21 protein-coding genes and 1 riboswitch are annotated in these 21,289 nt (G+C 40.0%); of the genes, 19 read left to right on the forward strand and 2 right to left on the reverse strand.

The features are described 5' to 3' along the window. Nucleotides 1-33 precede the first annotated feature (33 nt). Entirely contained in the window at nt 34-639 is a 606-nt protein-coding gene (locus KTHG_RS20030; RefSeq protein WP_126989621.1) for a response regulator transcription factor, read from the forward strand. A 322-nt stretch (nt 640-961) separates the two neighbouring features. Here KTHG_RS20030 and KTHG_RS20035 read toward each other — a convergent pair whose 3' ends face one another. After that, a complete protein-coding gene (locus tag KTHG_RS20035; protein WP_139996154.1) occupies nt 962-1,726 on the reverse strand; it encodes an ABC transporter permease in 765 nt (254 codons plus the stop codon). Next, nucleotides 1,723-2,439: an ABC transporter ATP-binding protein gene (locus KTHG_RS20040; RefSeq protein ID WP_139996156.1), complete on the reverse strand. Its 717-nt coding sequence runs from the start codon at nt 2,437-2,439 to the stop codon at nt 1,723-1,725. The genes KTHG_RS20035 and KTHG_RS20040 overlap by 4 nt, the downstream gene beginning before the upstream one ends. 132 nt (nt 2,440-2,571) lie before the next feature. On the opposite strand from KTHG_RS20040, the gene KTHG_RS20045 reads away from it, so the two are divergent. The 18 genes from KTHG_RS20045 (at nt 2,572) to KTHG_RS20130 (ending at nt 21,188) form a co-directional block, all read left to right on the forward strand. Beyond that, nucleotides 2,572-3,141: a bifunctional transcriptional activator/DNA repair enzyme AdaA gene (locus KTHG_RS20045; RefSeq protein ID WP_139996158.1), complete on the forward strand. Its 570-nt coding sequence runs from the start codon at nt 2,572-2,574 to the stop codon at nt 3,139-3,141. Continuing rightward, nucleotides 3,138-3,629 carry a methylated-DNA--[protein]-cysteine S-methyltransferase gene (locus KTHG_RS20050; RefSeq protein WP_139996160.1) on the forward strand — a complete coding sequence of 164 codons (492 nt, stop codon included), beginning with the start codon at nt 3,138-3,140 and terminating at the stop codon, nt 3,627-3,629. The genes KTHG_RS20045 and KTHG_RS20050 overlap by 4 nt, the downstream gene beginning before the upstream one ends. Before the next feature lie 291 nt (nt 3,630-3,920). After that, nucleotides 3,921-5,402 (forward strand): nicotinate phosphoribosyltransferase, encoded by a 1,482-nt coding sequence (locus KTHG_RS20055; RefSeq protein WP_126989616.1) that lies wholly within the window; start codon nt 3,921-3,923, stop codon nt 5,400-5,402. Nucleotides 5,403-5,404: 2 nt separating this feature from the next. After that, nucleotides 5,405-6,229 (forward strand): ammonia-dependent NAD(+) synthetase, encoded by an 825-nt coding sequence (gene nadE / locus KTHG_RS20060; protein WP_139996162.1) that lies wholly within the window; start codon nt 5,405-5,407, stop codon nt 6,227-6,229. A 244-nt stretch (nt 6,230-6,473) separates the two neighbouring features. Next, nucleotides 6,474-7,052, forward strand: a complete 579-nt coding sequence (locus KTHG_RS20065; RefSeq protein WP_139996164.1) for a nitrous oxide reductase accessory protein NosL — start codon at nt 6,474-6,476, stop codon at nt 7,050-7,052. A gap of 19 nt (nt 7,053-7,071) precedes the next feature. Then, a complete protein-coding gene (locus KTHG_RS20070; protein ID WP_255512518.1) occupies nt 7,072-8,352 on the forward strand; it encodes a right-handed parallel beta-helix repeat-containing protein in 1,281 nt (426 codons plus the stop codon). Beyond that, nucleotides 8,349-8,807: a nitrous oxide reductase accessory protein NosL gene (locus tag KTHG_RS20075; protein ID WP_139996168.1), complete on the forward strand. Its 459-nt coding sequence runs from the start codon at nt 8,349-8,351 to the stop codon at nt 8,805-8,807. Before KTHG_RS20070 ends, KTHG_RS20075 begins: the two co-directional genes overlap by 4 nt. Beyond that, on the forward strand, nt 8,807-9,613 hold the full coding sequence (locus tag KTHG_RS20080; protein ID WP_139996170.1) for an ABC transporter permease: 807 nt from the start codon (nt 8,807-8,809) through the stop codon (nt 9,611-9,613). Before KTHG_RS20075 ends, KTHG_RS20080 begins: the two co-directional genes overlap by 1 nt. Beyond that, complete coding sequence (locus tag KTHG_RS20085; RefSeq protein ID WP_139996172.1) at nt 9,613-10,308, forward strand: ABC transporter ATP-binding protein; 696 nt, start codon at nt 9,613-9,615, stop codon at nt 10,306-10,308. Before KTHG_RS20080 ends, KTHG_RS20085 begins: the two co-directional genes overlap by 1 nt. Before the next feature lie 125 nt (nt 10,309-10,433). Continuing rightward, nucleotides 10,434-11,384, forward strand: a complete 951-nt coding sequence (locus KTHG_RS20090; protein ID WP_139996174.1) for an AAA family ATPase — start codon at nt 10,434-10,436, stop codon at nt 11,382-11,384. Then, nucleotides 11,381-12,589 (forward strand): DUF58 domain-containing protein, encoded by a 1,209-nt coding sequence (locus KTHG_RS20095; protein WP_139996176.1) that lies wholly within the window; start codon nt 11,381-11,383, stop codon nt 12,587-12,589. The genes KTHG_RS20090 and KTHG_RS20095 overlap by 4 nt, the downstream gene beginning before the upstream one ends. Continuing rightward, entirely contained in the window at nt 12,589-14,772 is a 2,184-nt protein-coding gene (locus KTHG_RS20100; protein ID WP_139996178.1) for a transglutaminase-like domain-containing protein, read from the forward strand. The genes KTHG_RS20095 and KTHG_RS20100 overlap by 1 nt, the downstream gene beginning before the upstream one ends. Before the next feature lie 34 nt (nt 14,773-14,806). Then, nucleotides 14,807-14,908, forward strand: a riboswitch (purine riboswitch). A 138-nt stretch (nt 14,909-15,046) separates the two neighbouring features. Continuing rightward, nucleotides 15,047-16,600, forward strand: a complete 1,554-nt coding sequence (guaA, locus tag KTHG_RS20105; protein ID WP_139996180.1) for a glutamine-hydrolyzing GMP synthase — start codon at nt 15,047-15,049, stop codon at nt 16,598-16,600. 182 nt (nt 16,601-16,782) lie between these two features. Further along, nucleotides 16,783-17,532 (forward strand): gamma-glutamyl-gamma-aminobutyrate hydrolase family protein, encoded by a 750-nt coding sequence (locus KTHG_RS20110; protein WP_222424358.1) that lies wholly within the window; start codon nt 16,783-16,785, stop codon nt 17,530-17,532. Further along, complete coding sequence (locus tag KTHG_RS20115) at nt 17,529-18,665, forward strand: trans-sulfuration enzyme family protein (protein WP_139996184.1); 1,137 nt, start codon at nt 17,529-17,531, stop codon at nt 18,663-18,665. The genes KTHG_RS20110 and KTHG_RS20115 overlap by 4 nt, the downstream gene beginning before the upstream one ends. 10 nt (nt 18,666-18,675) lie before the next feature. Further along, nucleotides 18,676-19,341 (forward strand): helix-turn-helix transcriptional regulator, encoded by a 666-nt coding sequence (locus KTHG_RS20120; protein WP_139996186.1) that lies wholly within the window; start codon nt 18,676-18,678, stop codon nt 19,339-19,341. A 118-nt stretch (nt 19,342-19,459) separates the two neighbouring features. Next, on the forward strand, nt 19,460-19,600 hold the full coding sequence (locus KTHG_RS20125; protein WP_126989602.1) for a GMP synthase (glutamine-hydrolyzing): 141 nt from the start codon (nt 19,460-19,462) through the stop codon (nt 19,598-19,600). A 262-nt stretch (nt 19,601-19,862) separates the two neighbouring features. Beyond that, entirely contained in the window at nt 19,863-21,188 is a 1,326-nt protein-coding gene (locus KTHG_RS20130; protein ID WP_126989601.1) for a radical SAM/SPASM domain-containing protein, read from the forward strand. Nucleotides 21,189-21,289 lie beyond the last annotated feature (101 nt).

Here is a 21,289-nt window from a genome sequence, read left to right on the forward strand (position 1 = left end):
ATATAAAATAGGGCGTAAGGAAGTGAGTTTTACATGATTAAAATCGTGTTAGCAGAGGATCAAGGCATGTTACTTGGTGCCATGCAGGCATTAATCAATATGGAGGATGATATGGAAGTTGTGGCAACAGCACGTAACGGTGTTGAGGCATTAACGGCAATTACAGAGCATCAGCCAGATATCATCATTATGGATATTGAAATGCCCGAAAAAACAGGTCTTGATGTAGCAGAAGAAATTAAAGGACAGGACTATAAGGTTGTTATTTTAACGACTTTTGCACGTCCTGGATATTTCGAACGTGCGAAAAAAGCGGGGGTTCGTGGGTATTTATTAAAAGATAGTCCGATTGAAGAGCTTGTTAATGCGATTCGTGTCATTATGGATGGCCGCCGCATATATGCACCTGAGTTGATCGACATCGTCTATGAAGAAACCGTTGAAAATCCTCTGACAGAGCGTGAGACAGAGGTTCTTGGCCTTGTTGCAGAAGGAAAAACGACAAAGGAAATTGCAAAAGAGCTTTTTCTATCGCCCGGTACGGTACGCAATTATATTTCAACTATTTTAGACAAATTGGAAGTAAGTAATCGTATCGAGGCAATCGTTCGTTATAAAGAAAAAGGCTGGAATAAGTAATAGCCGTTCGGTATTGTGAAATATTAAAATGACCGACTCAAAAGATTAGAATTTCGTTTGAAGCAGAAAAATTGAATATCCTAAATTTAGGGTATATACTCTAATTGTGTATAACATTCTTTTGCCAAGAAGTTCCAAATCCGTTCGCTTATGTACAATTTTCAAGGAGATATGCGGTAATTGGCTCGTTTCTGACCATTTTTAACGCGATTCGTTACTTGCTATTGAATTGTCTCTTTAAAATAGGTAACGTTGAGTACGGTACACAATAATATTATGACAAAAAAGTCGCCTTCCCTACATGGAATAGGGAAGGCGATTTTTATTGTCCGGTAAATTTTTCTGGAATTATTTGCAGTTTCTGATTAAATAAAGTACGGTAACTTAAAAAACCAAGTAGCACGCTTGACACAGAGGCGGTCGTCAGTAGCATGAATTGTACAAGTAACTGGAACATAACCGCCTGGACCGGGTCCGCACCGGCAATGATTTGGCCACTCATCATACCTGGTAGCTGTACGAGGCCAATCGTTTTTTGGCTTTCAATTGTCGGAAGCATACTCGCTTTAATCGATGTAATGAGCTGGCGGTGAATGGCCTGCTTCGGTGTGCCACCGAGCGATAAAATAAGCTCGACTTCCTGTTCGTGTGCCTCGATTTCGGCGGTGAATCGGTTGAGAAATAAAATACTCATAACCATTGAGTTGCCGATTGCCATGCCGCTCAGTGGAATAATATATTGTGCTGTAGCCGGTACAATATGAAATCCTACTAATACGCTCATGACAATGGCTTCAACCACACATAAGCTTAGCGCCAACTTCCACGTAATGCCGTTGATTTGGGCGCCTTTTTTGCGTGCATTCAGCGTTGCCACGGCAATCATGATTGCGACCATTAAGAAGCTAAATACCACATTTTGCTGGTCAAAAATGAGCTGTAATACATATCCAATTGCAAGCAGCTGAACGATGGCACGAATCGTAGCGATGATGACATCTTTACCAAGTTGTAAATTTAATGCTTTCGATAAGACAAGTGGAATACAGACGAATGCGAGTGTAATCGCTAGCGTTGTAAACGTCATAAAAGCTCACCTCGCATAAATTGTTGGACGCGTTCGTTTTGTGAGGTTTCTAGTAAATGAATGCTGCCACTCTCGATTAATTGGCCACGATGCATTAGCCACATATAATCCCCAATGCGACGAGCCTGCTCTAAATTATGCGTAATCCAGATAATCGTGACACCACGCTGTTTCATCGTTAAAATCAATTGCTCAATTTCCGTTACCGAATGCGGGTCAAGCGCAGAGGTGATTTCATCCAGTAACAGTACATCGGTCGGATTTATAAGTGTTCTTGCAATCGATAATTTTTGGCGCTGTCCACCAGAAAGGTCATGCGCTTTTTTATGTATATTTTTAGCATCTAAGCCGACTTGCTGAAGTGCCTGTATCGCCTCGTCTTTGCTTAATGTTTCACCTTGAAGTTGTCGCGGTAAATTTAAATTATCATAGACGCTTCCTTTAATCATTGGTGCATCTTGTAAGGCCATGCCAACACAGCGGCGTAAGGTTAGAGGATTGTATGTTTTTAACTCCTGATCATTATAAAAAATAGTCCCATCTGTAGGCGATAATAACGCGTTACATAATTTTAAAATGGTTGTTTTGCCTGCGCCAGAAGGACCGACGAGTGTGGTAATCTGCCCTTTTGGAAACTGTCCGGAAATCGTATTGATAATCTGTGTATCTTGCATCGTAACAGAAATATTATGAAAAGTAATGGCTGCGGTCATATGCAAAACCTCCTTCTGTAGTAGCGTAACATATCATTATTTAAAAACTATTAAAATCTTGCGATGATAGTGTGAAAAATTCGACTCGAAAAAAATCTACTTTATAATGAAGAAAAAGGAGGTGTACACCGAATGATGAATGAGGGCGTAAGGCCAACCGACGAACAATGGGCAGCCATTGAGACAAATGATAAAACGTATAATGAGCGTTTTTTATATGGGGTGCATTCGACGAAAATTTGTTGTAAGCCAAGTTGTCCATCACGTCTTCCTCACCGGGAAAAGGTGTGCATCTTTCATTCACTTGAAGAGGCGATGGCGCAAGGATTTCGACCATGCAAGCGTTGTCGGCCCGAAAATGTGACATTGCCGAATGACGAATGGGTGGCGCTTATTAATGCATTTTTAGAAACGCATTATATGTATGATGTGACACTTGATAAGATTGCGGCGCGTTTTCATGGCAGTAAATTTCACTTGAGTCGTATTTATAAAGAAATGACGGGGGAGACGCTTACACAGCATATTACACAGCTACGTTTAACAGAGGCCAAACGTCTACTGAATAATACGACGCTACGCATCCATGAGATTGCCGCACGTGTAGGATTTCATAGTAGTGCCTATTTTGTAGCGGTATTTAAGCAGTACGAGCAACAAACACCAAAGCAATATCAGTTGAAAGCGAGGAATAAACGATGAATTACACTACATTAGCAGTACCGAATGATGTTCTCTATATAGCAGCAACAAATAAAGGCTTATGCTATGTGGGAAATGAAGAGCAGGAACTATTTGATTATGCGGCGAAGCGTAAGGAAGTACTAGTACAAGATAATGAGGCAATGTCAGTTTATCGTACACAGTTCGCACGTTATTTTTCAGGGAACTTAGAAACCTTTCATCTCACATTAGATGTCACAGGAACGGCGCTTCAACAACAAGTTTGGCAAACACTGATGACGATTCCGTTTGGTGAGGTGTGGACCTATTCAGATGTCGCAGAAAAAATCGGTAAACCAACTGCTGTGCGCGCTGTTGCGAATGCGATTGGACGCAATCCAGTGCTTGTCGTTATTCCTTGTCACCGCGTTATCGGCAAAAATCGAAAGTTAACAGGTTTCCGCAGTGGACTAGCGATGAAGAAAACATTGCTTCACCTTGAAGGCTTTACAACATATAAAGAATAATAAATATTGAGCTCCTTACATCTAGATGTGAGAAGCTTTTTTTGCGTAACGACTTGTGACAAGTCAGAAGGTTTTTAATTTCACTTGAAAGAGCTATAATAGAGCTACATCCAGAAAACAGGCGAAGATTGTAGATGACGTAAGACGCTTCGTCTGATACGATGTATCATGTTTATACATATGGTTTCGTGGGAGCGGAAACGAATTGCATATAAAAAGGTATTTTGGGGAACGTAATTAAGAAGTGAACCACGTTCTTAACTTAACTTTTAGAAGAAGGGACTAATTATTATGAAATCAATCTATTCAGATGATAGTTTAGCGTTACATACAGACCTTTATCAAATCAACATGGCAGAAACGTATTGGGCAGATGGCATTCACAATCGTAAAGCAATTTTTGAACTTTATTTTAGAAAGCTACCATTTGGGAATGGGTATGCAGTATTTGCCGGCTTAGAGCGTATGCTAGAGTACTTACGCAACTTTAAATTTAGCGAATCGGATTTAGCTTATTTGCAACAAGAGGTCGGCTATAAAGAAGATTTTATTAATTATTTACGCGATATCCGTTTTACAGGGGATATGTATTCAATGCTTGAAGGTGAGTTAGTCTTTGGTAATGAACCAATTGTACGCATTGAGGCACCACTTGTAGAGGCACAATTAATTGAGACAGCATTACTAAATATCGTGAATTACCAAACACTTATCGCAACAAAAGCGAGCCGCATCAAGCATGTGGCGGGTGAAGAAACGGTCATGGAATTTGGTACACGCCGAGCACAGGAAATGGACGCAGCGATTTGGGGTACGCGTGCTGCGATTATTGGTGGTTTTGATTCAACAAGTAATGTACGCGCGGGTAAATTATTTGATTTACCAGTTGCGGGTACACATGCGCATTCACTTGTGCAATCATACCGTAGCGACTATGAGGCATTTCATGCGTATGCACGTCGTCATAAAGATTGTGTCTTTTTAGTCGACACATACGATACATTAAAATCTGGTGTACCGATGGCGATTAAAGTAGCGAAAGAACTTGGCGATAAAATTAACTTTATCGGTGTTCGTTTAGATAGCGGGGATATTGCATTCTTATCAAAAGAAGCGCGTCGTATGCTAGACGAAGCGGGATTCCCAGAAGCGAAAATTGTCGTATCAAATGATTTAGACGAATATACAATGCTGAATTTACGTGCGCAAAATGCACGTGTTGATTTATGGGGAATCGGCACAAAAATTATTACAGCGTATGATCAACCCGCATTAGGTGCTGTTTATAAAATTGTTTCAATTGAAGATGAAAATGGTGTTATGCAAGATACAATCAAAATTTCTGCTAATGCAGAAAAGGTGACAACCCCTGGACATAAAAAGGTATATCGCATCATCGACCGTGAAAATGGCAAAGCAGAGGGCGATTATATTTGTATGCATGATGAGGACCCAAGCTCAGAGGAACGTTTAAAAATGTTCCACCCAGTACACACATTCATTTCAAAATTTGTAACGAACTTTGAAGCGAAAAACTTACACGAAAAAGTGATTGCAAATGGGGAAGTTGTTTACGAATCACCAACTGTGGAAGAGATGAAACAATATGCTTTCGCAAATCTTGACCAGTTATGGGATGAATACAAACGTTCATTAAATCCAGAAGCATACCCAGTGGATTTAAGTCAAAAATGTTGGGATAATAAAATGCGTAATATCGAAGAAGTAAAGGAAATGGTACAACGCACTGTAGATGAAATTGAGGGGGCATAAGCATGACATTGCAACAACAAATCATTGAAGAGCTTCATGTACAACCAACCATTGATGCGGAGCAAGAAATTCGTCGCACCATTGATTTTTTAAAAGACTATGCGCATAAATATAGCTTTGTAAAAGGCTTTGTGCTAGGTATTTCAGGCGGACAAGACTCGACGCTTGCTGGTAAATTAGCGCAGCTTGCAGTCGATGAGTTAAATGAAGAAGCAGGCGCCGCAACGTATTCATTTTGGGCTGTACGCTTACCATATGGTATCCAAGCAGATGAGAAAGACTGTGAGGATGCACTTGCATTTATTCAACCAACGAAAACGTATACAGTCAATATTAAACCAGCTGTTGATGCGGGCGTTAGTGCGTTAAAAGAAGCGGGTATTGAACTAAGCGATTTTGTTAAGGGGAATGAAAAAGCGCGTGAACGTATGAAAGTACAGTTTGCGATTGCGGCAGTAAATGCGGGTGTTGTCCTTGGTACAGATCATGCAGCAGAGGCGATTACAGGCTTCTATACGAAGTTTGGTGATGGGGCAGCAGATTTAACTCCGCTTTGGCGCTTGAATAAACGCCAAGGCAAGGCGTTACTAAAAGCACTAGATTGTCCAACTCATTTATATGAGAAAAAGCCAACAGCTGACCTAGAAGAAAATCGACCAGGTATTCCCGATGAGGATGCACTAGGTGTGACGTATGAGCAAATCGATGATTACTTAGAAGGTAAACAAATCGATGAAGCGGCACAGAAGATTTTAGAAGGTCATTATTTGAAAACACAACATAAACGTCATCTACCAATTACGGTATATGATGATTTTTGGAAATAATAAGCGAGGGGAAGCTTTGACATACGTGTAAAAACCACCTCTCCTATGAGCATAAAAAACCGGAATCGCGCGAAAGTGCGGTTCCGGTTTTTCGTTGCGAACGTTAAAAAAGAAACATGACGTGTTGTATCCCAGTCTCTCTTTTTTTATTAGTTGTATTTAAAACGTCAAATTGATTTTTATCTTATTTCACAATTGCTGGCTACAATAAATGATAGAAACAACTTGAAGGGAGTTTTAAAACGTGAACTATCAATTGGGTGGAGCAGTGGTAATAGCAGGGTTATTATTAGCAGGTTGTGGAGAAAATACAACTTCAGTAAACAGTGAAAATACAACCATTTCAGAAAATCAAACGACCGCAGCACCAGTAGACAATCGTTTAAAAGAACCAGCAAAGGATGAAAAATGTGCATTCTGTAACATGAAGGTTTATCAAAAAAACAATAAACTAGGTGCTTTTACGGCTCAGGCAATCGATGATAAAGGAAAAAATTTATTTTTTGATGATGCGGGTTGCATGTTGAACTACGAACGAGAACATAACGTAACACTTGAAAAATTTGTGCGAGATTACGATTCAAAAGAGTGGATTCATTTAGAAGATGCAGCTGTTGTAGCAGGCGATATTAAAACACCAATGAATTACGGCTTTGCTTATTTTGCACAGAAGGTGGATGCACAGAAGTTTATCGATAAGCATGAAGGATCAAAACTAGTTGCGGTAGAGGACATAGATGATAAGGCACATGAAAAAATGAAGATGAAAATGAACATGCAAAGTGAACAGATGGACGATTCAACGGAGTCACATGGGCATTAAATGAATGGGGGATACGTCTTTGAGAAGACTGCATTTTTGGATAGCCTTTTTTGCTACGTTGTTTCTCTTTACACTTTCAGCAAGTGCCGATACATTGCAACAACAAATTGATAAAACACCTGTAGGAGGAACGTTAACATTATTTAATCGTGAATATATGGAAACTGCTGTAATTAAAAAGCCCATTACCATAATAGGTGGTGAAGAAACCCTTCTCATGTCTGATAGCGACAAGCCGGTCTTTACAATTAAGGATGCCGAAAACGTCACGTTAAAAGGGCTACACTTTTTACAATCTAATGCAGCAGTTGTCGTGAAAAATTCATCAAAGATTCAATTAGACAAGCTTGAGATGATTCAAATGTTTAGTGGGGTTCAAGTATATGACTCAAAAGACGTGACGATTAAAGGGTTGACGCTAAAAGGAATCGATGGACAGTTCGCTTCAAAAGGTTATGGTCTAGCGGTATTTAAAAGTAGTAACGTAACGCTTGATCATAATAATGTAACGTCTGTGCAAGACGCATATTATTTAGAACATACAAAAGATGTTACGGTGACAAATAATATTGCGACAGATAGCCGTTATGGTCTTCATTTTATGTATGCAGATGGTATCAAGGCGGAACACAATACACTCAAGCGAAATGTAACAGGGATTATGCTGATGCTCGCAAAAAATGCCTCACTTCGCTATAACGATATTAGCTTACAATGGGACTGGAATTCCTCTGGATTTACATTATATAACGCTGAAAATATTGTTGCAGAAAACAATGTTTTTTCAGGGAATCGAACTGGTATTTTGAGCCAAACATTAAAAAATGCGCAAATACAGCATAATATTTTTTCATCCAATCAAACCGCGATTGAATTTACAGCGGCAGATAAAAACAATACGGTAACGAACAATGATTTTGTTGGTAACATTTTAAACATTCGTTCGGATGGTAGTGATAGTAGAATCGACAAAAACTATTATGATGATTACGATGGAAATGATATTGATGACAACGGAGTAGGCGACACAAATTATGTAGCACTACAAAGTTTTGGCCAGTGGATGGTGCGAGAGCCGGCGTATCAATACTTTATTGAATCACCCGCTGTCATTATGTTGAACCAAATGGATAAGCAAACGAATCGTGTCGAAACAAATCAGCTAGTCGATAGTACGCCGATGATGGAACCAACGAGTGCGTTTCATAAAGAGTACGCTTTTCATTTATGGTCATTTTTGATTGGTCTTATCATGCTAACTGGTGCAATATTTCTTTGGAGAAAGGGTGTTAAACAATGAAGAAAAAAATATGGCTAGCAGGTGCGATGGCAACCTCATTATTGTTAAGTGCTTGTGGAGATAAATCGTTTGAAGCACGTGATATTAATCCGGCGACGGATATTTGCAAAATTTGTAATATGAGTGTAGCTGCTGAAAAATATGCAGCACAAGTAGCACTCGCAAATGGTGATTACGAGACATTCGATGATATTGGCTGTCTGATGGAATACTATACAAAAACGGATAAAAAACAAATTGGAGAAGCGTTTGTTAAAGATTTTAGCGGAGACACTTGGGTAAATGTAGAAACGGCGATTTATGTATCAGATAAAGAAATTTCTACGCCAATGAGTTACGGTGTGATTGCCTTTAAAACGAAGGAGGAAGCACAGCAATTTATTGATTCGGAAGGTAAAGGGAAAGTCATCTCATTTGAAGAGGTGAAAGCGATGGACTGGAGTGGGCATGCGTAATGGCTTTATTCATTAAACTAGAATGGAAGCAAATGCTACGCAGTCGCTGGATGCAACTTGTAGCAGTGCTCTTTGTCGTTGTCTTTGCAGCAATATCCCTTATTCAGCAAATGGCCTTACCGATGGATGGATTTACACGGCAAACAGCAAGCTTCCTTAATTTATTATTATTTCTATTACCTTTATTTACATTGACGATTGGTAGTATGAGTGTGGCAGGTGATATCGAGTCAGGGTGGTATGCGCTTTTAAAAACATATCCTATGAGTATTTTCGGGTTTTTATGGAGTAAATACGTTGCCATCGTATTATCTTTCTTGCTAATTTTATTACTAGCATTCGGTGTTGTCCTAACGATGTCTGGCATCACGGGACATATGCAGCTACCTGTTGTTTTTATTTTCTTATCGATTTTTATGGTACTTATTTTTTCAGCGCTTGCCGTATTTTGTGGGGTACTTGCGAAAAATCGTTTGCATGCCTTATCTCTTTCACTCGTCATATGGGCTGTGAGCTTACTACTGTTTTCATATATTTTAATGGCTCTTGGCACGATTGTGTCTGGCACCATGCTTAAATGGCTGACTATCGTGATGATTCACTTAAATCCAGCAGAATGGCTACGCTTTGGTTACTTTATGTTCTCTGGTCAAACGACTGTTCTCGGACCTGCTTTTTATGATTTCACGGAATTTTACACATCATTTTTTGGCTATTTCTTATTTATTATGCTAAGTGCATTGTGGGTCATTACACCACTTGGTTTAGCAAATTGGATTTTAAGTAAAAAAGGACGTGACGTATAATGAAGACCATTGTTGAAGGCGAAGCTGTAACAAAAGAATATGCCAATCATCAAGGATTGCATGGCATTAAGTTCTCATTAAATGAGGGGCGAATTATTGCTTTAGCTGGTGGAAATGGGGCCGGGAAGTCGACGTTAATTCGTTTATTAATTGAGGAAGAAGAGCTAGATGCAGGAACGATTGTTTGGGCAGATGGAAAGTCAATTCGGTATATGCCAGACGATATTAATTTTCCATTAGCACTTACAGCACAAGAAATTATTCAACTACTTGCGACGATGAAACAATTGCCAACATCCCGCTGTCAGGAAGTGCTCGAACGTGTTGGTTTATGGCAGTATCGTAAACAACGTGTACGCCAATATTCGCGTGGGATGCGTCAGCGACTTAATTTAGCACAAAGCCTTTTAGGCGATGAGCAATTACTTATTTTAGATGAACCGACAAATGGCCTAGACCTGCACTGGATTGCAGAGCTAAAGCAAATTTTACGTGAAGAAAAGAAAGCAGGAAAAACGATACTTTTCTCAACACATCTACTATCGTTTGCTGAAGAGCTAGCAGATGATGTGCTGTTACTTCATGATGGCAACGTGTTCATGACAGGAGAACTGCAATCTATTTTACAACAAGAAAAAGTGTCACATTTGGAAGAATTATTTATGCGCAATGTCGGATTTGCCACACATAATTAACACGGAAGAGCTGATGATATGCGGCTCTTTTTTTTATGGCAGGTTGTTTAACAAATACTTTCGACGCAAAAGAAAACGTAGGTACATGGTATAATTGATAATCATTAATACTTGGAGGATGAGGAATGGATACACAAGTAAAGCTACAAGCAATCATTGATAATATTGAGAAAGTAATGATCGGGAAACGTCATATCGCCGAACTAAGCGTCGTGGCGTTACTCGGGCAAGGCCATGTACTACTAGAAGATGTACCAGGTGTCGGTAAAACGATGATGGTACGCTCGCTCGCAAAATCCGTTGGTGCAACATTTAAGCGTATTCAATTTACGCCGGATTTACTACCGTCTGACGTGCTTGGCGTGTCAATTTACAACCCAAAAGACATGGCGTTTGAATTCCGACCAGGACCGATAATGGGGAATATCGTCTTAGCCGATGAAATCAATCGTACGTCACCCAAAACACAGGCAGCGCTACTTGAAGGAATGGAGGAAGCTGCTGTGACGGTTGACGGGGAAACGATTGAAATTCCGAAACCATTTTTTGTGATGGCGACACAAAACCCGATTGAATACGAGGGTACATACCCATTACCAGAAGCACAGCTTGACCGCTTCTTATTAAAGTTAAAAATGGGCTATCCAGATATTTTAGATGAAATTGAAGTGCTACGCCGTGCGGAATCAACAAAACCAATCGAAACATTAACATCGGTTGTGACACTAGAAGAGTTGATTCACTTACAGCAGCAAGTAAAGGAAATTCATGTCGATGATTTAGTAAAACAATATATTGTGACATTAGCGCAAGCAACGCGTGAGCATCCGTATGTTTATTTAGGTGCTAGCCCGCGTGGTTCGATTGCCTTAATGAAAGCTGCACAGGCATATACGTTATTAAAAGGACGTACATTTGTGACACCAGATGATATTCAATATTTAGCGCCATTTGTATTTTCACATCGTCTGATTTTAAAACCTGAGGCGCGCTATGACAATGTGAGCGCAGAAGATATCGTTGGTCGTATCGTCCTTAATACAGCTGTACCAACAAGAAAGTCTGAAGCGCTATGAAAAAGCAATACACACGATTGAGCTCATCCGCATTATTTCGGTTGCTGTTTGTTGTCGTGTTATTAATCGTGTCATTTTGCTTTGCACTACTACAGGGAGGATTTACGAGCTGGTTTATTTTTTACATGCTCGTACCACCTTTTGTGTATTCTATCATGCTTTGGTTTATGCCAATTAGTCAATTTGACGTCAGGCGCTCGACCGATAATACGCGACTAGAACAGCATGATACGTTAGAGATGACCGTCACATTAACACGTGAAAATCGATGGCCGTTATTGTACGTCATCGTAGAGGAAGTGCTACCAAAAGGCGTTTTTGATTCGGTTGAGCAACACGAAACACGACGTCTTGTGGCGTTAGGATTTCGCAAGGAAGTGTCGTGGACGTATGCAATTCAGGATGTACCACGCGGTGAGCATCAGCTCGTTGGCGTGTATGTAACGGTGACGGACTTTTTTGGCTGGGTAAAGAAAACGAAATTTATCGAGGGGAAGCGAACGGTTATTGTATTCCCTAAAATTCAGCCACTTGTTTATAAAAAAATGCTGCGCTACAAAACACCAGGTAGCGCGAAGGCACTACAAAGTCGCTTGAAGGATACAAATGTCGTTGCCGGTATTCGGGATTATGAAGCGGGTGACCGCATGAGCTGGATTCACTGGAAGAGTTTTGCGAAAACAGGGAAGCTTCAAACGAAGGAATTTGAGCCATATCGTGATGATAGTACATGGATTGTTCTTGATACATTACCGAGCGAATATTTTGAGCCACAGGTTTCCTTTGCTGCATCCATTCTTGCATCGGCTCAAAAACAGCATGAATCACTTAGCTATATGACCGCTAGTACACGTCCTTTTACCGCGCAAAATTTACAGACGAATGAGCAATTACAAAGTTTGCTCGTTCATTTAGCAGGTGTACAAGAAGAAGTATTTGATGCGCAAAAAATGTATTCGTATAACGAGGACTTACGCCAAGCAGCAATTATCCATTTTATTACCTCTTCTTTAACGAATGAATGGGTTGAAGCATTATCCAATACAGCAGCAACACCGAAAAATTGCGTCATTTTTATTATTGTAAATCCAACAGAAGTCCATGCCGCAACGGATGTCGAAAAACGCGCAGCAACAAGAGGAATGCGTATTATCTATGTGCCGGCAAATCGTTTTGCGGCAGCATTTGAAGGAGGGAAGGCTTAATGAGAAAATCACCTACCCTCCACTGGGCAAGTTTACTTATTTTATATACACTCGTTTTTTTAATGTTGTATGAATGGCTCGGTCCAATTAGTGAATTGACGGGAACAGGTCATTTACCACTTATTACAACCTTTGTAATCTTATGCTTTGCGACCAATCTTATTACGATTTGGCCTGCTTGGTGTAACACGGCATTAAAGGTAGGCTTTATCGCTTTTATTGTCTTTTATATTCATGGCAATTTAACACCATCTGAAATCCCCGTAATTTTTAATGAATTTATAACGAGTGTGAAGGCACTACTTACATTGCACATCGATAATGTGACCGATAGCGCGCGTACATTTATTTTTCTCGTGCTACTATGGATGACGATTTATTTAATCCATCATTGGTTAACTGTACGTTATTCGATCTTTTTATTTTTCTTTATGACGATTTTCTTCCTCGCATCGATTGATACCTTTACAGAATACGATGCGACGTATCCATTAATTCGCGTCATGTGTATTGGCTTCTTTTTAGTTGGGATGCTATTTATTGAAAAAGTATTCGTCAATCATCATATGAAACCAACGCTACTACGCTATATTAAGCTAATGGTGCCGCTACTCTTAATGATTGTTGTTAGTAGTGCCTTTGCGTACTTTATGCCAAAAAGTGAACCTGCAGTCGATCTTCCTGCGCCTATTGAAGCAATCAATGATTGGGTAAATAAGCAATTATCGCCAACCGGGAAAATTGGCTACGTAGAGGATGACACACGACTTGGTGGTAGCTTTGAACTGGATGATACACCGGTATTTGATGTGTGGGCGAAGGATGCACAGTATTTACGTGTCGATACAAAGTATGTTTACACAGGCAAGGGTTGGGAACGGAAGAAGGGCGATATTTATGTCCGCTCATTTGATTATGATGATCGTGTGCCATTGTCTATTAAATCTGGTCCATCCGATGATACCGATATAATGAAAATTAATATGCATAAGCAATATCAATTTTTAGCACAGCCATATGGACTGCGAAAAATCGAGTCAAATGATAAGGACACGAATCGATTTTATGTTGAGCTCGATACTGAAAAAATCCGTCCGACTGTGGATGAACAGCGTACAACACTTACAAAATACAGTATGCGCTATAGTCCGCCAACGTATAAATTAAGTGAATTAAATAAAACATCGATGCATGAACTACAAAACTTAGATGAAGATTTTGATAAGTATTTACAACTGCCAGAATCTTTACCTCGTCGTGTACGTGCATTAGCTCGTGAAATCACAAAAGATGAAACGAGTGTCTATGACAAGACGACCGCGATTGAATCTTATTTTAGTGTTAATGGTTACCGCTATTCACGTAGTGATGTCGATTATCCGGAAGACAATCAAGATTATGTTGACCAGTTTTTATTTGATACGAAGATTGGCTATTGTGATAACTTCTCAACAGCGATGGTAGTGATGCTACGTTCACAAGGGATTCCTGCACGTTGGGTGAAAGGTTTCTCTGAGGGCGATGTTGTCGATACAAACAACAAGACAACGCATTTTGAAGTGACGAATAATAATGCTCACTCATGGGTTGAAGCTTATATGCCAGGTGTTGGTTGGATGCAATTTGAGCCGACAATTGGCTTTAGTGGCTTTAATCAATTAGAGGATGATACACGTCCAGAGAATGACACACAACCTTCTGCAGATGAGCAAACACCTGAAGCAGAGGAAGAAAAGAAAGAGCAACAGCAACAGCAAGAAAAACCAGAGCCGCAACAACAAGAGCCACAAACAGATACTAGCAAAGCAGATGAAGAGGGCATTACATGGTGGCCTTGGCTTGTAGGTTTCGTTGTCCTTGTCGTAGCATATGGTTTCTGGCGCACGCGTAAGAAATGGATTCCACAATATGTGAAAACACGCTATGCATCAAAATCGACTGTATCGATTGAACAAGCATACAATGACTTATTAAAGGTACTTGCTATGTATGGTTTGAAAAAAGCAGATAGTGAAACACTCCAGCAATTTGCGAAGCGGGTCGATGAAAAACTTGGCGAACATCATATGAAGGCATTTGTTGCACAATATGAGCGTTATATTTATGATCCAAGTGCGGAAGAAGTGCAGTGGGATAAGTTGAAAGAAAGTTGGCAATATTTAATCAATAAAGTAAGAGGTTGATTTTACACCATTCAAACGGTACACTAAGCTCAAAGAGTTATAATTGAATTACCCTCATATATGTTCGATAATATGGATCGAATGTTTCTACCAAGTTGCCGTAAATGACTTGACTATGAAGGTGAATGCACGAAGTCCCTTACTATAAGGTGTTTTCGTCTATTCATCTATCAGTTGAGAGGACGTGTAGAAAATGTTTATTTTCGCACGTCCTTTTTTTAAAAAGATTGGGTCATCAGTTATACACAAAATACATTGAAGAGGTGGAAATAAGTTGTCAGCTAGTACACAACTAAAAGATCAAGAAAAAATCATCGTTCTTGATTTCGGTAGTCAATACAATCAATTAATCACACGTCGTATTCGTGAATTCGGTGTTTATAGTGAATTACACGCACATACAATTACTGCACAAGAATTAAAAGACTTAAACGCAACAGGTATCATTTTCTCGGGTGGTCCAAACTCAGTTTATGACGACAATGCTTTCAAAATTGATGAAGCAATTTTTGAACTTGGTTTACCTATCTTAGGTATTTGCTACGGCATGCAATTAATGTCTCACACTTTAGGCGGTAAAGTAGAAAAAGCTGCTCACCGTGAATATGGTAAAGCTGAAATCAACGTATTAGAAGAGAATGCATTATTCGCTAATACACCGAAAGAACAAGTTGTATGGATGAGCCATGGTGACTTAGTAACCGAAACACCAGAAGGGTTCACAACAATCGCAACAAGCGCTTCTTGCCCAATCGCTGCGATGGCAAACCCAGAACGCAAATTCTACGCTGTACAATTCCACCCAGAAGTACGTCACTCTGTATACGGTAACGATTTACTTCGTCACTTCGCATTAGACATCTGTGGCTGTAAAGGCGACTGGTCAATGGCGAACTTCATCGAAATCGAAATCGAAAAAATCCGTGCTCAAGTTGGCGACAGACAAGTTCTTTGCGCACTTTCAGGTGGCGTTGACTCATCAGTTGTTGCGGTATTAATCCACAAAGCTATTGGTGACCAATTAACTTGTATGTTCGTAGACCACAACTTAAACCGTAAAGGTGAAGTTGAACAAGTAATGAAAACTTTCACAGAAGACTTCGATATGAACTTAATCAAAATCGATGCACGTGATCGCTTCATGAACAAACTTAAAGGCGTTTCTGACCCAGAACAAAAACGTAAAATTATCGGTAACGAATTCATTTACGTATTTGACGAAGAATCTGCGAAGCTTAAAGATATGGACTTCTTAGCACAAGGTACACTTTATACAGATATCATCGAATCAGGTACAGCAACAGCACAAACAATCAAATCTCACCACAATGTGGGTGGTCTTCCTGAAGACATGAAATTTGAATTAATCGAACCACTTAATACATTATTCAAAGATGAAGTGCGCGCACTTGGTCTTGAATTAGGCCTTCCAGAAGCTGTTGTATGGCGTCAACCATTCCCAGGTCCTGGTTTAGGTATCCGTGTTCTTGGTGAAGTAACAGAAGAAAAATTAGAAATCGTACGTGATGCGGACTTCATCCTACGTGAAGAAATCAAAAAAGCCGGCCTTGACCGCGACATCTGGCAGTACTTCTGCGTATTACCAGACATCCGTTCAGTTGGTGTAATGGGCGATGGCCGTACGTATGACTACGCAATCGGTATCCGCGGCGTAACATCTATCGACGGTATGACATCTGACTGGGCACGTATTCCTTACGACGTACTTGAAAAAATTTCTGTACGTATCGTAAACGAAGTCGACCACGTCAACCGTGTACTGTATGATATTACATCTAAGCCACCAGCTACAATCGAGTGGGAATAAGATAAACGAAAAGACTCTCGCACCATGTGAGAGTCTTTTTTTTAATGCTTTAAAACGGTATATAGCTATTTTGCACCCTAATCCTATTTTGAAACTAAATGCCATCGCCTCATTAACTTTTTACGTCTTTTCTTTATAATTATTTATAAATTACTTATAAAAAATTATAAGAGGTGAGTGTGTTGGAAAAGAAATTACCGATTATTGGTGTGTCAGGCAGTGTCATTATTGATCAAGGTGGGCTATTTCCAGGATATCGTAGAAGTTATGTAAATGAGGATTATATTCATGCGGTCGTGCAAAACGGGGGTGCGCCGTTTATTTTACCGGTTGTAGAGGAGGAAACGGTCATTGCAAATTATATCGACACGATTGATGCACTGATTTTATCTGGTGGTCATGATGTTAGTCCGCAGTTTTATGATGAGGAGCCAGAGCTTGCGCTTGGCGACATTTATCCAGCACGCGACCGATTTGAATTTACATTAATCGAGCTTGCGAAAAAGAAGGGCATTCCGATTTTAGGTATTTGTCGCGGGGCACAGGTCATTAATGTGTGCCATGGTGGCAGCTTGTGGCAGGATTTAGCGCATCGTGAAAATACGACAATTAAGCATATGCAGGGTCATAATCCAGAGCTTGTGACCCATACGGTGACGATTGAAGAAGGAACGATATTACAAGGAATTTTACAAGAGAAGACGCTACGTGTGAACTCATTTCATCACCAATTAATTAAGCACCCAGCTAGAGAGTTCGTCATTAGCGCAACTGCAGCAGACGGGGCCATTGAGGCAATTGAACATACGAATTATCCATTTCTTCTAGGCATTCAGTGGCATCCAGAAATGCTTCATAAAAGTGAGCCGCTAATGAATCGCCTATTCCAACAACTTATTGACTACGCTAGAGGGGCGGAGGAATCTAAATGAAAACAAACACAAAATTATTACATGACTATCCGGTAATTGATGCATACACAGGCGCGTCATCCATTCCAAAGTACCAAACATCGACGTTTCATCAGCAAAAGCTTTATGACGATTCACAGCAATTCTCGTACACACGCTTTGGTAATCCAACTGTTCATGCACTAGAAGAGGCGCTAGCATCATTTGAAAATGCGCGCTATGCACTCGCTTATTCATCAGGCATGGCAGCGATTTCGAATGTGTTAATGCTTGTAAAGGCTGGTGAGCATATTATTTTACCGAATGAAGTATATGGCGGCACATGCCAATTTGTAAATGAAGTATTGCCGAATTTTCATATTGAAACGACTTTTGTTGATTTTGCGGATCTTCACGCAGTCGAGGCGGCAATTCAGCCCAATACGGCGATGCTGTATTTAGAAACACCATCGAATCCATTGCTGAAAATCAGTGATATCGAAGCAATTGTGGCACTGGCGAAAAAGCATGAGATTTTAACAGCAGCGGATAATACATTCATGACGGCGCTTTACCAATCGCCACTTGGGTACGGCGTAGATATTGTCGTTGAGAGCGTGACGAAATTTATTAATGGTCATAGTGATGTAGTGGCAGGGCTTGCGGCAACGAATGATGAAGTGCTGTACGAGAAATTAAAGCTGTACCAAAAAAACTTTGGAGCTATTTTAGGCGTAGAGGATACATGGCTCGTATTACGAGGTATGAAAACGATGGGGCTTCGAATGGAGCGTTCGATTGAAAATGCTGAAAAGATTGCGCAGTTTTTAGTACAGCATCCACAGGTGAAGAAAGTTTATTATCCAACATTAGCGCATCATAAAGGACAGGCTATTCACATGAAGCAGGCACAAAATGGTGGGGCTGTTTTATCGTTTGAGCTACATACAAAAGAGGATTTAATTCGTTTTACAGAACGTATTCAGCTACCGATTTTAGCAGTGAGTCTTGGTGGCGTGGAATCGATTTTATCACACCCTGCCACAATGTCCCATGCTTGCTTACCTGCGCATGAACGTTTAAATCAAGGAATTTGTGATGAACTATTACGTCTATCTTGTGGCATTGAAGATATTGAAGATTTACTCGAAGACTTAGCTCAGGCATTACAATAGAGGTGAGCAGATGAATCCGGAGTTAAAAAAATACATTCCTTTATTAGAGTTTTTATCCCATGTACTCGGGCCACGTTCAGAAATTGTACTACAGGATATCGGTAGTGGCCTTACGTCATCGGTTGTGTATATTAAAAATAATTTATCGGGTCGTGAAATCGGTGCTCCAGCAACAGATTTTTTAATTAAAATCTTACGTGAAAAAGGGTATGAGCAGCAGGATTTCATTACAAATTATCAGACGATGACAGCTAGTGGTTTAACACTAGAGTCATCTAGTTTCTTTATTAAAGATGAATTAGGTGAGTTGATCGGGATGATTTGCATTAATCGTGATAACGCACAGCTCCAAACACTTGAGCAACTTTTGACTGAGGGACTTGCGATGATACAGCGAGAAAAAGTGGATAAGCGACCACCTCAGGAAATTACCGAGAATTTTTATTTGAATGCAGATCATGTGGTAGAAGATACAATTCAACAATTGACGAATGGGCGCAATTTACAGAATGAGCCGTTATTGAAACGTGAAAAAATCAAAATAGTTGAGGTATTACATGATAGAGGCTTTTTTGAATTAAAAGATGCAATTGTCAAAGTTGCACAAGCATTTCAAATGTCGGAGGTTAGTATTTATAAATACATTCAGGAAATAAAAAAACGCATTGACACCTAGTACTAAGACCGATACACTTAATTTATCTACGAAGGGTGTACGCATTTGTGCATAGCATCTTCGTAATAAACGGAAATGTACGACCAATTAGATTCTAAACAGTTGTGAGGGAAAAGGCATGCGAAATGATACAATCAATAAAATCATGTTCGATAAAATTGAATTTGTCATGACACGTATTTCAGGCGAAGTTGAACGAGCAATGCGTGTACAAGAAGATATTACTTCTAAGCCACCTACAACAACTGAATGGAAATAGTCTAATTGAAGTGAATCTAGCGCAGCATTTATCGCTAATTGCACGGTTCTTTGTCATAGACAAAATCTGTCCCATTTAGGATTGTATGCACCGCGTTTGTTCAGGCAAAAAGCCATCCATTCAAATTCAATCGATTATTTCTACAATCCACTCTTATTTAGCAATGAAAATATGAGTGGATTTTTTATGTTCTCCAGTTGGTTTAGAAGGCCAAAAAACATCATTTCATTGGCGAAAGTGAAATGAATGAGGGGGAATCAGCATGGTAACATACATACCATCAAAATTTAACGCATTAACAAAAACAGAGGACGGCGGGTTAGTTGTTTACAACAGCTATACAGGCGCTATTGTGAACTTCGAAGCAGGCGAACGCGAGGAAGTCATGACAGCACTGAAACGCCAAGGCTCGACAGCACTTGATACAGAAGTAAAGCAAGCGCTATTTGAGAGTGGCTTTATCGTCAAGGATACGGTAAATGAAATGCAACGTGCCGATTTATTACACCAATCGATGCACCGTACCGATATGTTGCACTTAATTTTAATGACAACGGAACAATGTAATTTCCGCTGCCGCTACTGTTATGAGTCTTTTGCAAAAGGACGTATGACAGATGAAACAAAAGCAGGCGTTAAAGCATTAGTAGCTGAGCGTGCAGGAACATTGAATGATTTACACATTAGCTGGTTTGGCGGTGAGCCATTGCTTGAGCTTGGTATCATCGAAGAGCTTTCTAAAGAATATATGACGATTGCGGCGGATAATAATATTAATTATTCCGCAGATGTCGTAACGAATGGTTACTTCTTAAATCGTGAAACATTTGAAAAGCTATTATCATGGAATGTCTCTCAATATATGGTGACAATCGATGGTGTGCAAGCAGTCCATGATGCACGTCGTCATATGATTGGGGGCCAAGGCTCATTTGAGCGAATTGTAGATAACTTAAAAACATTACGCGATGTTGAAGGTGACTTCAATATGACAATCCGCATCAACTTTGACGAAGACAATTTACGTGAAACAGAACATTTAATCGACTTCTTAAAAGAACATTTTGCAGAGGATAAACGTTTTGGTGTATTCTTCCGTCCAGTAGGGCGTTGGGGTGGTCCAAACGATGAGGAAATTCCAACATGCACACATATTACAGCGAATAAAAAAATCTGGGAATTTACAGAAACAGCAATCGATAAAGGGCTTGCAATGAGTAATATGGTTGAAGGTGCACTGAATCCAACAGCTGCTGTATGCTACGCTGCAAAGCCTAATGCAATGGTAATCGGCTCAGACGGTCAACTTTATAAATGTACGACAGTGCTTGACGAAGAAGTGAATAAAGTTGGGCATATTAATGCAGATGGTACGATGGATTTAGATTACGATAAAATCGCTTCATGGTTATTGTCAGGAGAAGAAACAGATACGGTTTGTCAGTCGTGCTTCTTCCGCCCAGCTTGTCAAGGCAATCACTGCCCATGGTACCGTGTTGTATCCGGAGAACGTCCATGTCCTTCAGAGAAGAAGAATATTAAAAAAGTATTGAATCTTGTATGGAAAAACAGCTTACAAGAAGTGTAATCTAATGATTCTTTGAAGGGAGGTGACAATATGCGTGTATTACGACCAGCAACTACACCCGTGAAGAAAGTAAACTCGGGTCGCATCATGAAGACTGTACC

The organism is Kurthia sp. Dielmo (assembly GCF_000307285.2).
Lineage (GTDB): Bacteria > Bacillota > Bacilli > Bacillales_A > Planococcaceae > Kurthia > Kurthia populi.